Source organism: Prevotella histicola (assembly GCF_055385135.1).
On the sequence record NZ_AP043794.1, the window covers coordinates 310,310 to 326,084 of the forward strand.

Annotated in this window: 10 protein-coding genes; 5 read left to right on the forward strand and 5 right to left on the reverse strand. The window is 42.8% G+C overall.

Annotated elements, in window-relative coordinates; translation table 11 throughout:
• Nucleotides 1-10: 10 nt before the first annotated feature.
• The 3 genes from ACZ48L_RS10065 to ACZ48L_RS10075 all read right to left on the reverse strand — a co-directional run bounded on the left by ACZ48L_RS10065 (nucleotide 11) and on the right by ACZ48L_RS10075 (nucleotide 5,144).
• Nucleotides 11-3,445, reverse strand: a complete 3,435-nt coding sequence (locus ACZ48L_RS10065; protein WP_025792668.1) for a TonB-dependent receptor — start codon at nucleotides 3,443-3,445, stop codon at nucleotides 11-13.
• Nucleotides 3,446-3,474: 29 nt separating this feature from the next.
• Nucleotides 3,475-4,440: a FecR family protein gene (locus tag ACZ48L_RS10070; RefSeq protein WP_025792670.1), complete on the reverse strand. Its 966-nt coding sequence runs from the start codon at nucleotides 4,438-4,440 to the stop codon at nucleotides 3,475-3,477.
• 134 nt (nucleotides 4,441-4,574) lie between these two features.
• A complete protein-coding gene (locus ACZ48L_RS10075; RefSeq protein WP_025792671.1) occupies nucleotides 4,575-5,144 on the reverse strand; it encodes an RNA polymerase sigma factor in 570 nt (189 codons plus the stop codon).
• Nucleotides 5,145-5,760: 616 nt separating this feature from the next.
• Between ACZ48L_RS10075 and ACZ48L_RS10080 the strand changes: the two genes are divergently transcribed.
• Nucleotides 5,761-6,168: a MoaF-related domain-containing protein gene (locus ACZ48L_RS10080; RefSeq protein WP_025792672.1), complete on the forward strand. Its 408-nt coding sequence runs from the start codon at nucleotides 5,761-5,763 to the stop codon at nucleotides 6,166-6,168.
• Nucleotides 6,169-6,834: 666 nt separating this feature from the next.
• Here the strand turns inward: ACZ48L_RS10080 and ppdK are convergent.
• Nucleotides 6,835-9,558: a pyruvate, phosphate dikinase gene (gene ppdK, locus ACZ48L_RS10085; RefSeq protein WP_025792674.1), complete on the reverse strand. Its 2,724-nt coding sequence runs from the start codon at nucleotides 9,556-9,558 to the stop codon at nucleotides 6,835-6,837.
• A gap of 205 nt (nucleotides 9,559-9,763) precedes the next feature.
• Between ppdK and rlmD the strand changes: the two genes are divergently transcribed.
• The 3 genes from rlmD (at nucleotide 9,764) to ACZ48L_RS10100 (ending at nucleotide 12,855) form a co-directional block, all read left to right on the forward strand.
• Nucleotides 9,764-11,188 (forward strand): 23S rRNA (uracil(1939)-C(5))-methyltransferase RlmD, encoded by a 1,425-nt coding sequence (gene rlmD, locus ACZ48L_RS10090; protein ID WP_025792675.1) that lies wholly within the window; start codon nucleotides 9,764-9,766, stop codon nucleotides 11,186-11,188.
• 247 nt (nucleotides 11,189-11,435) lie between these two features.
• Complete coding sequence (locus tag ACZ48L_RS10095) at nucleotides 11,436-12,551, forward strand: porin (protein ID WP_025792676.1); 1,116 nt, start codon at nucleotides 11,436-11,438, stop codon at nucleotides 12,549-12,551.
• A gap of 136 nt (nucleotides 12,552-12,687) precedes the next feature.
• Nucleotides 12,688-12,855 carry a hypothetical protein gene (locus ACZ48L_RS10100; RefSeq protein ID WP_156098281.1) on the forward strand — a complete coding sequence of 56 codons (168 nt, stop codon included), beginning with the start codon at nucleotides 12,688-12,690 and terminating at the stop codon, nucleotides 12,853-12,855.
• A 454-nt stretch (nucleotides 12,856-13,309) separates the two neighbouring features.
• On the opposite strand, the gene ACZ48L_RS10105 is transcribed toward ACZ48L_RS10100, so the two are convergent.
• Nucleotides 13,310-14,392, reverse strand: a complete 1,083-nt coding sequence (locus ACZ48L_RS10105) for a hypothetical protein (RefSeq protein ID WP_025792678.1) — start codon at nucleotides 14,390-14,392, stop codon at nucleotides 13,310-13,312.
• A gap of 153 nt (nucleotides 14,393-14,545) precedes the next feature.
• Between ACZ48L_RS10105 and ACZ48L_RS10110 the strand changes: the two genes are divergently transcribed.
• Nucleotides 14,546-15,730, forward strand: a complete 1,185-nt coding sequence (locus tag ACZ48L_RS10110) for an ATP-binding protein (RefSeq protein ID WP_219445201.1) — start codon at nucleotides 14,546-14,548, stop codon at nucleotides 15,728-15,730.
• Nucleotides 15,731-15,775: the final 45 nt, after the last annotated feature.

The window sequence follows — 15,775 nt, forward strand, 5'->3', positions numbered from 1 at the left end:
ATGTAGGGTTTTAGAATTGAATGTTTAGGCCAATGTTATATATCTTCTGCAATGGATAGGTGTTAATCTCTGTCGCACCTCCCTTAGATGGGGCTTCAGGATCAAGGTCAATGACATCCGTCCAGGTAAATAAATTAGTCCCACTGATATAAAGACGCAAGCTCTCTAAGCCTAAAGCCTTTAACTGTTTCCTGTTAAAGGTATATCCAAGCTCTATGTTCTTCAGACGAAGATAGTTGGCATTGCGGATCCAGAAGTTTGAATCCTGGTAGTTATTGTCGGTATCACGAGATGGACTCATGGACAGACGTGGGAAGTTGATAGGCTCTCCATTGTCATAACGTTCCTGTGTCCAGCGGTCCAATATCAATGTTTTGGCACTGTTATGTCCTACAACAAATGGCCATAATGCCCTACCGAAATACTTAATAGACACATGATCAGCTCCTTGGAAAAGTGCTGAGAAGTCGAAACCACGCCAGTTACAGCCGAAAGAGAATCCATAAATGATCTCTGGAGTAGGTGAATAGCCGATAGGTACCATGTCATACATATCAATCTTTCCGTCTTTGTTCACGTCGACATAGCGCATATCTCCAGGCTGAAGACGGTTACCATTCCAGCTACTAACGGGCCGATCAAGGGCATTTATCTCTTCCCATGTGTTATAGAAGCCGTCGAAGAGAAGACCATAGAACTGTCCTACGCGTCTTCCTGTACGCATCTGATAAGCATATTTCTCTGGTACTTCATCCTGGAAGAGAATCTTGTTGCGTGCAAAAGAGTAATTGAACCGACCCCAATAATTAAAGTCACGGATGTTATTACGATAGTTAACATCGAGCTCAAAGCCTGAGTTCTCCATCTCACCCATATTGTAAGCTGGCAACGTAGCACCTATTAACATCGGTGCAGTGTTTCTGTCTGAAAGGATATTATTGCGTCGTTCCTTGAAATAATCAAATGAAACGGTGAGGTGATTCTTCAAAAGATTGACGTCAACACCTAAGTTTAGCTTACGGGCTTTCTCCCATGTAAGCAACGGATTGCCCAAACGTCGTTCCTCAATCATCTGGGAATAGTACGGATTGGATGATGAACCGAAGTTATAACCAGAAAGGTTGCCACTCGTTTCTCCATATACGGAAGGGAGATATAGGAAGCGATCACCACCGATTTTATCGTTACCAACCTCACCATAGGTCCCTCTCAGCTTCATATAAACAAGCCAATCATTCTTTGGGAAGAAAGGTTCTTCACTGACAATCCATCCTACAGAGACTGCTGGGAAGAAGCCAAAACGACGACCTGGAGCGAAGTTCTCTGTACCGTTATATCCCATATTGAATTCTGCCAGATAACGGTTGGCATAGCTATAGGTCACACGGCCAACGATTCCTTGGTAGGCATTGGGGACGAGGTAAGCCAGACTGGGTGCATAATACTTGCTCTGGTTATAAAGCAACAAGGCTGTTGTGTTGTGCTTACCAAAGGTTTGATTGTAATGTAAACCTACCTCAAAGTATACTTTTCTGTTCTTATTATAACTGAAACCACCACCCCATGTGCTGGATTCGTTCTGTGGAACGAGGATAACCTGTGTCGGATCACTCGGATCTCGCTTAGGAACAAAGGTCTGCATCGTCTTCACTGAGAAGCGTTTACTGTTATAATAGCTGTCGTAAGAGGTGCTGGCATGAACGGACAAGCCTTTCAACAGCAGGCGCGAAAGGTCATAATCGAACCGCAAGGTAGTATTGATTGTATTGGCAAAGATGTCGTTATAACCATTATTCAACAGTGCTTGCCATGGGTTTTCATCGTCAATTGTGTTTTCAAGACGTACCAGTTTGCCATCTACCATACCGGGAGTTCCCAGTGGAGTAGCCCATGATATCTCCTTCCAAAGCTCACTGTTGCCAATGCCTGGGGTATGGATATTGTTGATCTGGGCGGACAACTGTACAGTGGCTTTGAAGTCTTGTGTGACATCAAAGTCGAGGTTTGAACGGAAATTATAACGTGTGTCAGAAGCATTTACGTCATGGTCACGGTCAATCTTGGTGTACTTATACATACCACCTTGACTGAAGAAACCTGCTGAAATGAAGTATTTCACACGGTCAGTACCTCCCGAAATGTTGAAGTTATGCTGTGTACGCAAAGATGTCTTACGCAGGAATGTACCCACCCAGTCCGTACTTGGATGCATGATAGGGTCACTTCCATCACGATACAGCTGTATGTCCTGTTCCGTGAAACGTGGCACATAGGATGTTCCTTTGGTGTAGGCGTCATTCTTCAGGGCTTCGTTATACATCTCACAGTACTGTGCACTGTTCAGATAATGGGGCAATGCTGTTGGCGATTGGACTGCCATGTTTCCTGAATAGCTCAAGTGTGGCTTGCCTTTCTGACCTTTTCTCGTTGTGATAAGGATTACTCCATTGGCACCACGCACACCATAAATGGCGGTTGCAGAGGCATCTTTAAGAATACTTACTGACTCTATTTCGTTCGGATCAAGCCCGTTGTAGTTCGGACGTTCCACTCCATCAATCATCACCAAAGGGGCTGTATTGTCTGAAAAGGTGCTCACACCACGAATCAACAACGTGGAATTGTCCTCTCCAGGAGCACCACTGCGCTGCATAGCAATAAGACCTGGCATCTTACCCACGAGCATATTACTGATGTTTGCCTGTGGAGTTTGCACTAAGTCTTTTGTTGATACGGATGCAATGGCACCTGTTACGGTTGCCTTTTTCTGTGTTCCATAACCAACAACAACGACCTCATTGAGTGCTTGTGCCTCATCTTCTTTGAGTACTATGTTCAGGTTTGTACTGCCTTTCAGTGCTATCTCCTGGGTTGTAAAGCCGATATAGGAGACCAGGAGGGTGCCATTGGCAGGAACATCCAAGGAGAACTCGCCATCGGTATTGGTGACTGTACCAATCTTCGTACCCTTTACAAAGACGCTTGCACCGATGATGGGCTCACCATTTGCCTCCTTAACAAGCCCCACAACCTTATGTTTCTCTGGTGTGGTCTGGGCTTTCTCACCTGCGGGTTTAGCCTTCTTTGCCACTGAGGGCTCTGCTTTCTCCTTCGATGCGGGGGCTGGGTTCAGAACAATCGTGTTGTTATTGAATGAGAACTGGATGCCTAAAGGGGAGAAAACATAGGACAATGCTTTCTCAACTGACCAGTTATTACAGACGATTGACACCCGAGTCTTGGGATTAAGAACGGTGTTACGATACACGAAAGTGTAACTTGTCTGCTTCTCAACCTGTCGAATAAATCGACTAACTTCTTCATTTTGAAGATCAAGGCTTACATTCCCATGCTGCGCCCACAGTGTTACAGGGACTAAAAGTAGCCATACAAACACTGCGAAGCGGAGGAAATGATACCGCTTACTGTTTAAATTGTTTGTCATTTTATTTAGGTTTTAAGTCTTCTTTGTTATTATTCTATGGTAACGTGATCATGATTTATATGGTATTTGAAGCCGTATTGCATACTCAAGGAGTGGAGAACACTCTCTAAAGTCTCATGGTAAAAGGCTCCTGTCAGCTTGTCTTTAGGTAGATGATGATTACGTATTTGGATGGTGACACCGTACCAGTTCTCTACTTCTTTCAGCACTTCGCCAAGCGGTTGACTGTTGAAGGCAAGGTAACCGTCCTTCCATCTTGCATCGGTCGACCCGTCATTGTCGCAGATAGTGACATGGTGTGACGCCAGCTGGTAAATGGATTTCTTACCAGGATAGAGCCGATAGTCTTTGGCAAAGGCACTGGAAGAGAGGCGGACAGCACCCGTGAACAGGGCGGTCTCAATGACTCCTTTGTGATAACGGACATTAAACTGTGTGCCTAACACCTCTATCTGCATGTCATTTACCTTGACACGGAACGGACAGGAAGGGTCTTTGGTGACGTCGAAATAGGCTTCTCCTTTCATCAAAACAACCTCACGGTGTTTACTGGGCACTACGTTGTAACGCAACTGACTGTTACCGTTAAGGCTGACACGTGTTCCATCTGGTAAAGTTATTGTACTTTTATTTCCTGCTTTCACACAGACGTAAGTGTAAACAGGGGCTGTAGGTGTAAAAGATTCATACCATAAGTAACTGCCAGCGGCTAAAGAAATAATCAGAATCAGCATGGATGCAACACGCAACAGTCTGCGAGCACGTGAGTGCCACTTGTCTTTTCGTATCTCTTCATGGATGTTCCGTAAGACCTTTTGCTGCGATTCGTAAGTCATCCGTGCCGACTCTGACGAAGAAGAGAAGTCCTCACACATCAGGTTCCACAGCTCTTCATCTGAGACAAAGGGAACCTGACGCTTTAAGTCTTCTAACTCTGAGGGGGTTAACTCTCCCGACAGATAGCGCTGATATAATTCTTCTATTCGTTTCTCCATGCATTATTTTACTTCTAATAACATATACGTGAAAGCATAAAAATGGTACTTGAAAATAACATTTATTAACTTTCTTGTGCTATTTATCCCCCCTCAGAACACTGACAGGCGTAAGAAAAAGGGCACAACGTGCCTTAAGAGAAATAATAAAGTAAAAGGATTACGATGCTTGACAGATTCTTCTTGAATAATTTCAATGTGGATGTCAAGGAGTTTTTCACGGTTTGTGAAGATAAATTCAGGGACTCTGCTATCTCGTTTATAGGCATATTCTTCTCGCGACTCATCTCATAAATAAGACAGGCACGCTTCGATAACAGCTTCTTGGTTTGCTGCACACGGTCAACAAACTCATTGTAAGCAACCTGCTCATCGGGAGTTGGGAAGGAAGAAAGCTTATTGCACGCCTGCTGATAATCGTCAAAACTGATCTTTGAGACCTGCTTTCTGAAACTATCGATGATCAGATTCCTGGCAATAGTAAAGATTAAAGCATGCACATTACCGTAGCAATCAAGCTGTTTGCGCGACTTCCAGAGCTTTAAGAACGTCTCTTGAACAATATCCTCCGACAGCGTTCTATTCTTTGTCTGCGCTAATACGAAACTATAAAGCTTGTTGGAATAAAGGGAATACAACTCTGAGAAAGCCTCATAAGAACCTTTCTGCAACTGTTCGATGTATTCGTTATAACTGTCTTCCATTTAAATAGAAATAGTACCGATGGGTAATGGTAAAGATTTTACACAACTTATGATTTGAAAATGGTTCTCCTTTCGTCTCCTCAGAATAGTCTTTCTTTTTTAATTATAAACCATTGTAAGCAGCTAAAGGAAATCATTTCATAAGGGATTCAGGTCCGTTAAGGTCTCACTCACAGTGCTTGGACCAGCAATAGCCTTGCAGATTGTTCGCCTTTTCCATATAGTTGATCTGTATTCTATTTTGCAAAAGTATATATTTTTTTTGATTTTGCAAATAAAATAAATATCTTTTATATTTAATCGTTCAGGAGTTTTTACTCCAAAAATACGTCTTTGGGGGCATTTTATATATTAAAATGAATGTCATAATACATTACAAGATGAAACAATAAAACACTAAATGAAACCCAAGAAACGAACGATGAAAAGATGGTTGATGGCAATGGATGGAACGAATGGGAAGAGAAGCTGTGATACAAGCTTATGAGTGTTGTCAGAAAAGGTATAAAAGGGATTTTCTATATGTGTTATTTACCAATTTAAAAAAGAAAATATCAACTTTGTACACATAACAGATTTAAATGATTCAGACACATAATATTAAAACTAAAATGAAATGAAAAAGAATATTATCGCATTGACTTCTTTAGCTTTTTTGGCATCAGCTTGCTGCTGCAAACAGGACAAATGCAATACACAAGACCATGAAATAACGCTTATAGGACATAAGGCTTTGCTCTCCTACCCTTGTCTTACAGCCAATGTTAAGTATCTGAATGACAGTACAATCTATTGGAAAACCACTGATGAAAAGGACAGTGTGGCAGAAGGAACAAACCGAATGGTAATGAAAAAGATTGATGGTACGAAGTTTTTCGTGAGCTGGATTGAGAAGGACGGGACCACTGTAAGTCAGGTAATCGACTTGGAAAAGAAGACTGTTGAGGCGTTCCTGACCTTCGATGATGCAAAGGGAAAACGCATCGCACAAATGTTGGAAGGGACATACGAATTGGATAAATAAGACACATTCGCTTGTCGTTCATAGGTGAACAAACAAGGCTCTGTACACCATAATAATATAAGTTGGATAAGAAATGGGATTGAAATGAACGCCACTTAGCATCCGACTTTTGTAAGAAAGATTCATAACTGAAAAGTAAAAGGTGCTCTTTTGCCATGTAAAAGATGCCCTTTTGCATTGCAAAACATGCCCTTTTGAAGTGTAAAAGACGCCCTTTTACAATGCAAAAGGGCGTCTTTTAGAACGGGTTTTGTAACTGATTGATAAACAAAAGGATACAAAGGCATTTTTTCTTCATAGCGGTTGGATTTGCAAACATACACCCTAAGATTATTGTAAAGATGTTTCTTAGCAACTGATAAGTAATCATTGACAAATGGAAGAACGCATAAATGTACAAGGGACAGTGACCTTTGAGCACATAAAAGGAGGAAAGAAGTCAAACGATCAGTAGCCATTGGACATATAAAGGAGGAAAGAAGCCAAAAAAACAGTAGCCTTCAGGCATATAAAAAAGGAAGAGAAATCAAAGGGACAGTGACCTTTGAGCACATAAAAGAAGGAAAGAAGTCAAACGATCAGTAGCCCTTCAGGCATATAAAAAAGAGGAGAAGCCAGACGACTTCTCCTCTTTTTTATTCTATTCTCTATATGAATAGAGTCGGTTTACATCTCTTCCACTGCTGCCTGTGCCGCTGCCAATCGTGCGATTGGTACACGGAAAGGTGAACAGCTGACGTAATTCAAGCCCACTCTGTGGCAGAACTTAACTGAACTTGGTTCACCACCATGCTCGCCACAGATACCACATTTGAGGTTCTTACGTGTCTTACGACCCTTCTCAACACCCATCTGGATGAGCTGACCAACACCCTTCTGATCGAGAACCTGGAATGGATCGACATCCAAAATCTTCTTTTCAAGATAACTTGGAAGGAAGCTTGCGATGTCATCACGGCTGTAACCGAAGGTCATCTGGGTAAGGTCGTTAGTACCAAAGCTGAAGTATTCCGCCTTCTCTGCAATGACATCAGCTGTCAAAGCAGCACGAGGAATCTCAATCATTGTACCAACCTTGAATGGAACTTCAACACCTTCCTTCTTGAAGAGCTTTGTTGCTGCCTTACGAATGATGCTCTCTTGGATATCAAGCTCATTGACAATACCAACCAATGGTACCATAATCTCTGGCTTAGGGTTATATCCTTCTCTCTTCAATTGGATAGCTGCACCAAGGATAGCCTTGGTCTGCATGGCTGTAATCTCTGGGAATGTGTTGCCCAAACGACAACCACGAAGACCCAACATTGGGTTGTGCTCGGAGAGAGAATTCACACGACTCTGAATGAACTGTACGCTCACACCCATCTCTTGAGCCATGATCTCCTGACCTTTCAGGTCATGTGGAACGAACTCATGCAATGGTGGATCAAGCAAACGGATGTTTACTGGCATGCCATCCATGCACTTGAGAATACCGTAGAAGTCCTGCTTCTGGTAAGGAAGGAGCTTATCAAGAGCCTTCTCACGCTCCTCTGTGGTATCAGCAAGAATCATCTCGCGCATCGCTTTGATCTTCTCATTCTCGAAGAACATGTGCTCTGTACGACAAAGACCAATACCTACGGCACCGAAGTTACTTGCTACTTCTGCGTCATGAGGTGTATCTGCGTTGGTACGTACAACCAGTTTACTGTATTTCTTACAGAGATCCATCAGCTCAGCAAAGTCACCTGTCACTTCTGCAGGGCGTGTCTTTACTTCTCCAGCATAAACTTCACCTGTTGAACCATTCAATGAAATATAATCACCTTCACGGACAATTGTTCCGTCAATCTCTACTGTTCGTGCCTTATAATCAACCATAATAGCACCAGCACCACTGACACAACACTTACCCATACCACGTGCCACAACAGCTGCATGAGATGTCATACCACCGCGAGCAGTAAGGATTCCTTCTGCAGCAGACATACCAGCGAGGTCCTCAGGAGAGGTTTCTATACGTACCATGATGACCTGATGACCATCCTCATGCCACTTTGTAGCATCTTCAGCAAAGAACACTACCTGACCACAAGCGGCTCCTGGTGATGCTGGAAGACCACGTGTCAACACATGTGCCTGCGCTAAAGCCTCCTTATCAAAGACTGGGTGAAGGAGTTCATCGAGCTTATTTGGTTCGCAACGGAGAAGAGCTGTCTTCTCATCAATCTCACCTTCATGCAACAGATCCATGGCAATCTTAACCATAGCAGTACCTGTACGCTTACCGTTACGTGTCTGTAAGAACCAGAGTTTACCCTCCTGTACGGTGAACTCCATGTCCTGCATGTCGTGATAATGCTTCTCTAACTTGTCCTGTAGAGTATATAATTGCTTGAACAAGTCAGGCATTGCTTCCTCCATAGAAGGATATTTGTTCCGTCTTGTCTCCTCATCGATGTTCTGTTGTTCAGCCCATTGCAGAGAACCTTGCTTTGTAATCTGCTGTGGAGTACGGATTCCTGCTACAACATCCTCGCCCTGTGCATTGATAAGATACTCACCATTGAAGAGGTTCTCACCAGTACCTGCATCACGAGAGAAGCATACACCAGTAGCTGAAGTGTCACCCATATTACCGAAGACCATCGCCTGAACAGTTACAGCTGTACCCCATTCTTGTGGGATTCCTTCCATCTTACGATATAGAATAGCACGCTCATTCATCCATGAATCAAACACTGCACAGATGGCACCCCATAGCTGTTCCATTGGATCATTAGGGAAATCCTTACCTGTTTGGTCCTTGATTGCTTGCTTGAAAAGTACAACGAGCTGCTTCAACTCCTCAACAGTCATTTCGTTGTCGAGCTTAATACCACGCTGAGCCTTTACCTTCTGAATGATTGCCTCAAATGGATCAATATCTTCTTTATTGACTGGTTTCATGCCCAGCACTACGTCTCCATACATCTGTACGAAGCGACGATAGCTGTCAAAGGCAAATCTTTCGTTACCAGTTTTCTGTGCTAAACCAACTACAACGGTGTCATTAAGACCGAGGTTTAGAATGGTATCCATCATACCAGGCATTGATGCACGTGCTCCAGAACGAACACTGACAAGGAGAGGGTTCGTTGGATCACCAAACTTTGAGTTCATAAGTGTCTCTATATGATGGACACTGTTCTCTACTTCTGCCTTTAGTAAACCTATTACAGTCTTCTTACCCTTCTCAAAATACTCGTTACAAACGTCTGTGGTAATGGTGAAACCTGGAGGAACAGGAACTCCGATGAGGTTCATCTCCGCTAGGTTAGCGCCCTTACCACCAAGAAGATTTCTCATATCGGCCTTACCTTCTGCCTTCCCATTACCGAAGGTATAAACTCTTTTTTCGCTCATAGTTATAAATGATAATGTATTTTAGTTATTATATCCTAAGTGCAAATATACCAATAAAAGGGTAATTCAACAAACTTTTTAAGTAAAATTGCAAACTTCACCTTACATTTTTGCATTGTTAGCGAGCACAGATTGCATTAAACAAGCATAGCATATGGCAAACAGGAAAAAATCATTAACTTTGCAATGAAATACAAAACAGATTATGAGTAGAAAGAGAAAGCCATTCCCTATACTTGAGAATGTCACGATAGAGGCTGTGGCAGCCGAAGGTAAATGTATCACACACGTAGATGATAAAGTGGTATTTGTCCCCTTTGTTGTACCTGGCGACGTTGTAGATCTGCAGATACGGAAGAAGAAAAAGAGCTATTGTGAGGCTACCGTCGTACGCTTTATCAGCAAGAGTGCTATCCGTGTGGAACCGATGTGTGAGCATTTTGGCATCTGCGGTGGCTGCAAATGGCAGAATCTTCCCTATAGTGAACAATTAAAAGCCAAGCAACAGCAGGTGTATGACCAGCTGAGTAGGATTGGGAAAGTGGAACTTCCGGAGTTCCAACCCATCATGGGTTCGGTGCATACGAAGGCATATCGTAACAAACTGGAGTTCGGATGTGCCAACAAACGTTGGTATACAGCAGAAGAACTGCAGGCTTTACCAGAGGGAGTTGGCTTATCCGAAGGTGCTATTGGGTTCCATATTACGGGGGCTTTTGATAAGATTTACCCTATTGAGAAGTGCTGGTTGATGGATGATCTGTGCAACGAAATCCGTAACGATATCAGGGATTATGCATTGCAAAGTGGGATGACTTTCTATGATATCCGTGCACAACACGGGTTGTTACGTGATATTATGGTGCGCAATTCCAATACAGGTGAATGGATGGTGCTTGTACAATTCCACTATGATGAGGACGGAGACGATGAACGGGCAAAGGCTTTGATGCAACACATTGCCGACCGTTTCCCTCAGATCACCTCTCTTTTCTACGTAGATAACCAGAAAGGTAATGACACATTCAACGACCTTGACCTCACAGTCTTCAAAGGTAAGGATCATATCTATGAGACTATGGAGGACCTGAAGTTCAAGGTTGGACCTAAGAGTTTCTATCAGACGAACACGGAACAGGCGTATCATCTATACGCCGTAGCAAGAGAATTTGCCGATCTTACAGGCAATGAACTTGTCTATGACTTATATACTGGTACAGGAACAATAGCCAACTTCGTTGCTAAAAATGCCCGTAAGGTCATTGGTATAGAGTATGTACCGGAAGCCATTGAGGATGCTAAGGTTAATTCTGAGGTAAACAAGATCAGTAACACACTCTTTTACGCAGGTGACATGAAGGACATTCTGACCGAAAGCTTCATCCAAAAGCACGGTCGTCCTGATGTTATCATCACTGACCCACCACGTGCCGGCATGCATCCTGACGTTGTTAATGTCATCCTTGGGGCACATCCGGAGCGTATTGTATACGTCAGTTGCAATCCATCGACCCAAGCACGCGACCTGGCTTTGTTGGATAGTGAGTACAAAGTAGCTGCTGTTCAACCTGTCGATATGTTCCCTCATACACCCCATGTAGAGAACGTTGTCCTACTGAAGAAGCGATAAGATACACAGACTTCTCCCTGTGATAATAACTGTTATTATCATGAGGAGAAGTTTTTGTTTTTATCTTTAACGGTGAATTTACACCTTATTAACATAGTAGTCTTTCATCTTCTTCAGAAAGAATAATGCCATAAAACAATAAAATAAGTATATTATTTTGTACTTATACCCTAAAATATTATCTTTGCAACATCGATACTTGAGAATGAATCTGATATTATTATCCTAAATCAACATTCATATAATTATGAAAAAAACAGTTCTTTCAGCAGCCCTATTGCTATGTTCTATCGTGGGCAATGCGCAAGCTCCCAAATGGGTGAGCAACGTTAAGCTGTCTGGATTTGCTATTGTACAGTATCAGTACAATGGAATGAAGGCAGACAAGTCTAACACTTTCAATCTTCGTTTAGGTCGTGTATCGCTTGATGGACGCATCCTTGATGATTGGTATTGGAAAGCACAGCTGCAGTTTAATGGTAATACTTCCACCTTAGGAGCCTCTCCTCGCTTGGTAGACCTCTTCGTTGAGTGGCAGAAGTATGACTTCTTCCGTGTGAAAGTGGGACAGTTCAAGAACCCATTTACTTTCGACAACCCTATTCACCCTATTGATCAAGGCTTCATGGGAGTAGGACAAAGCATCTCAAAGTTGGCTGGTTTCGCCGACAGAGCAGGTGCTCACCCTTCCAATGGACGTGACATTGGTTTGCAGGTACAAGGTGATCTCATTAAAAATGCAGCCGGAAGAAACCTACTTCACTATCAAGTAGGTGTCTTTGATGGTCAGGGAATAAACGTAAAAGACGTTGATCAGCAGAAGAATATCATCGGTGGTATATGGGTTATGCCTGTTGAAGGACTCCGATTGGGTTGCTTTGGCTGGACAGGTTCCTATGCTCGCAAGGGTACATGGACTGATGATGCTGGCAATCCACAGGCTGGTGTGCGCAAATTGCAGCAGCGTCGTTATGCTTTCTCTGCCGAATACAAAGCCAATGATTGGACATTACGGTCAGAATATGTGCACTCTACGGGTTACGCCTTTGCTAAAAGTCTTTCTCATACGGATGATGCTGCAGCCAAAGACTGTAGCTTAAGCAGCAACGGAGACAAGGCACAAGGTGTGTATGCACTTGTCATTGCACCTATCATTCGCGAGAAACTACATGCTAAAGCACGTTATGACATGTACCAACCATCGGAAGGTGCTGCAAAACAGCGTACACAGTATGACATGGGACTTGACTATCAGTTCACCAAAAGCTTACAATTAAGTGGGTTCTACTCTTATGTTCACGATCGTAGTTTAGCCGAACCAAACTACTCTATGGTTGATGTTGAGTTGAGTTTCCGCTTTTAAAAAAACATAAAATATACGGATATATACACGATATATCCGTATATTTCCGTATCTTTGTCCATCACGAAGATTTGAAACCAAGGGGAATTTAGTTTTACACTTAGGTTCCTTTGTATTTAGAACATAATCGGTAACGATGGCAAAACAACGATACGACTATACTAATCATGGGAGAGGATTTCATAACAATGCCACCTCACAAGCAGCACGGCGGCGCAAGAAGCTGAACAGAATTCTGCAAATCGTGGGAAGCATCGTGGCTATTGGCGTTCTCCTCGCAGTTTATTGGGTTTACAGTCACTGATAAACCCTCTCATCACTTATCATTCTTTGTACTATTTTTATCTGTGAATTAATTGCTGTTTCATACGCTATTCCAGGATAAAACATATAAACAAAGAAATCAAGTATCTTGATAATTACATAAAGGTCTTGGGCTTTTTTATGTAATGTATACCTCCTTTCGCTCCTTTAAAAGCTATCTTTTATCGCCTGAAAGATATGCTTTCTTTTTTTTAGCTATAGGCGAATCCTTTTATAAACCACCCTCTCTTGCTTTTCCATAGGTATCATATTGGTGTGTGCACACTGATCATTCTCTGTTGTGCGGATGCTTAGCACATCATGTGCGGACGCTTAGCACAACGTGTGCGGATGCTTAGCACATATGGAGCTAAGCATCCGCACCAAAATAAGAAAATATCTTTTATCAATCAAGGTATGGTACAAGACCGTCTGAAAGAAAGCTTTTAAAACCGCTATTCCTTGTGTATTGTGTGCAAATGATAGTGCGCACCATCATAATCAACCCGCATCATTCGTTGCTGAAACCGCTCTTCCTTTGAAAGAGAGAGTGCCACATGTCCCATGGTTCGGCGCAGATTAATCTCAACAACGGGATGAACAAAGAAGCCCGAAGGGGTGTCTGCAGCAGTGTTCTGATTAGCAACGACCATCATATCAACCCCTAACGGTCCCTGATATTTCCCTTTTAAATGATCATTCAAGAGCTGTGTAAGATGTTCGGCAAGACGGTCTAAGACCCTATTGTCAACATACGGTGCAAGCATCTGCCGTTTTTCATCCTCCGTTGACAGACTGTTCCCAACGTAAGCCCCGTTGATGGTGTGGAAAACCGATAGTCCTGCATAATGTACACCGGCTGCATCAACAAAGAATTCCATCCCGAAATCCTTCATTTTGTTGTAATAAGGTTCAACCATTATACCCCCTTGTTGAGAGATAACTCTGGCTGCCCAGCTCGTAATAGCTGCATCCATCGCCTGATCAATGTACCTTACACCACGCCCACTACTGCTCCAAGGGGCTTTGATAATAGCCTTCCCAAAAGACTGAATAACATCCTTCAGTGCTGGAATACTCTCCACATAGAAAGCCTCACCACACAAGAAAGGAAGCTGCATGTCCTGCTGTAGTTGCTGAAGAACATGTGCAGAGAACCTTCTGTTGCTAAGTGTTCTTATCTCGGAAAGCTCCGCATCAGATGGTAAAACATCTTCATGAATCCCGAGTTTCATAAGCTGGAATTTTATAGCGGAGTCCCATCCCCATGGCGAAACAGATTCTATATCATCCGCCACGTTGGCAACCTCATCCTGACTTATGAACCTTACACGCTGCACATGTGCCATGAATCGACGCGCATGAACCATTGCAGAGGTAGTATTCCCCACCATAATACAGTCTCCATCCTTTGCCCACAGTGCCGGTAAGTAGTCAAGATCATAGCGCAACTGCCTACCAGCGTGTGGCGGTGTAAAGTACTTATTATCATAGGATAACGCAATATCGTGCTCGGGATTGAATATATGTAAAATCATTTGTTAGCTACTTGTTTGCCATGCAAAGGTACTTTAAAGCAAATGTACCGCAAAATAAAAACAAAAAAAATCATTTTTTGCCATCTATAGTTTGCAAATTAAATAAATAAGTAGTAACTTTGCATCTGATTAAGTATTCATAACGAGAACAAGATGGACGCATTCTTTCGCACTCATACATATCTGGTGGAGCATGTATATGCTCCCGTGCGCCGTCGGCTCATGGATGAAATAGACTGGACCGACAGGATGATTGGTATCAAAGGGACGAGAGGCGTTGGCAAAACTACCTTCCTTCTGCAGTATGCAAAGGAACGATATGGAGCGACAGACCGTCAGTGTCTCTATGTGAATATGAACAATTTCTACTTTCAAGGTAGAGGTATTGCCGACTTCGCAGGGGAGTTTTATCGTAACGGGGGTAAGGTACTGTTGATTGATCAGGTCTTCAAACAGCCGGAATGGAGCAAGGAACTCCGTCGATGTTACGATTATTACCCTAAGTTACAGATTGTATTCACGGGTTCAAGTGTCATGAGATTGAAGGAAGAGAACCCTGAATTGAATGGAATTGTAAAGAGTTATAACCTCCGTGGCTTCTCTTTTCGGGAATATTTGAACCTCCAGGCAGGGCTGAATCTTGAACCTTACACACTGGATGAGATACTGCTTAACCACGAGAAGATCATCAAGAAGATTCTACCACAGGTCAGTCCGATGAAGTTTTTCAAGGATTACATACACCACGGGTTCTATCCTTTCTTCCTGGAACATCGTAATTTCTCGGAGAATCTGCTCAAGACCATGAACATGATGACCGAGGTGGACATCCTACTCATCAAGCAGATTGAACTGAAATATCTCACAAAGATCAAGAAACTCTTCTATCTTCTTGCATTGGATGGTCCCAAAGCTCCGAACATCAGTAATCTTGCAAAAGACATAAACACAAGTCGTGCAACGGTAATGAACTACATAAAGAACCTTGCCGACGCCCGATTGATAAACATAGTCTACCCTGTTGGACAGCAATACCCGAAGAAACCTGCTAAGGTAATGCTGCAAAACTCCAATCTGATTTATGCTATTTATCCCATTCAGTTGAATCAACAGCAGTTGATGGAGACATTCTTTGTCAATGCTTTATGGGAAGACTGCAAGGTCAGTCAAGGTAACAAGGATGGCAATTACATCGTAAATAACAACAAGAAATTCAAGGTTTGTGATGCAGAGAATGCCAAGATACGCATCAGCTCAGACACAACCTATGTAAGATATAACACAGAAGTGGGTAAAGGAAACTGTATCCCGCTATGGTTAATGGGATTCCTCTACTAGGAATAAGATCAAAAACATTAAGAAATCTGTTGAAAATCAGATCAA

What these genes read in the sequence shown, in the direction of transcription:
- ACZ48L_RS10065 (WP_025792668.1), bottom strand. Translation starts at nt 3,445, where the DNA reads ATGACAAACAATTTAAACAGTAAGCGGTATCATTTCCTCCGCTTCGCA.
- ACZ48L_RS10070 (WP_025792670.1), bottom strand. Translation starts at nt 4,440, where the DNA reads ATGGAGAAACGAATAGAAGAATTATATCAGCGCTATCTGTCGGGAGAG.
- ACZ48L_RS10075 (WP_025792671.1), bottom strand. Translation starts at nt 5,144, where the DNA reads ATGGAAGACAGTTATAACGAATACATCGAACAGTTGCAGAAAGGTTCT.
- ACZ48L_RS10080 (WP_025792672.1), top strand. Translation starts at nt 5,761, where the DNA reads ATGAAAAAGAATATTATCGCATTGACTTCTTTAGCTTTTTTGGCATCA.
- ppdK (WP_025792674.1), bottom strand. Translation starts at nt 9,558, where the DNA reads ATGAGCGAAAAAAGAGTTTATACCTTCGGTAATGGGAAGGCAGAAGGT.
- rlmD (WP_025792675.1), top strand. Translation starts at nt 9,764, where the DNA reads ATGAGTAGAAAGAGAAAGCCATTCCCTATACTTGAGAATGTCACGATA.
- ACZ48L_RS10095 (WP_025792676.1), top strand. Translation starts at nt 11,436, where the DNA reads ATGAAAAAAACAGTTCTTTCAGCAGCCCTATTGCTATGTTCTATCGTG.
- ACZ48L_RS10100 (WP_156098281.1), top strand. Translation starts at nt 12,688, where the DNA reads ATGGCAAAACAACGATACGACTATACTAATCATGGGAGAGGATTTCAT.
- ACZ48L_RS10105 (WP_025792678.1), bottom strand. Translation starts at nt 14,392, where the DNA reads ATGATTTTACATATATTCAATCCCGAGCACGATATTGCGTTATCCTAT.
- ACZ48L_RS10110 (WP_219445201.1), top strand. Translation starts at nt 14,546, where the DNA reads ATGGACGCATTCTTTCGCACTCATACATATCTGGTGGAGCATGTATAT.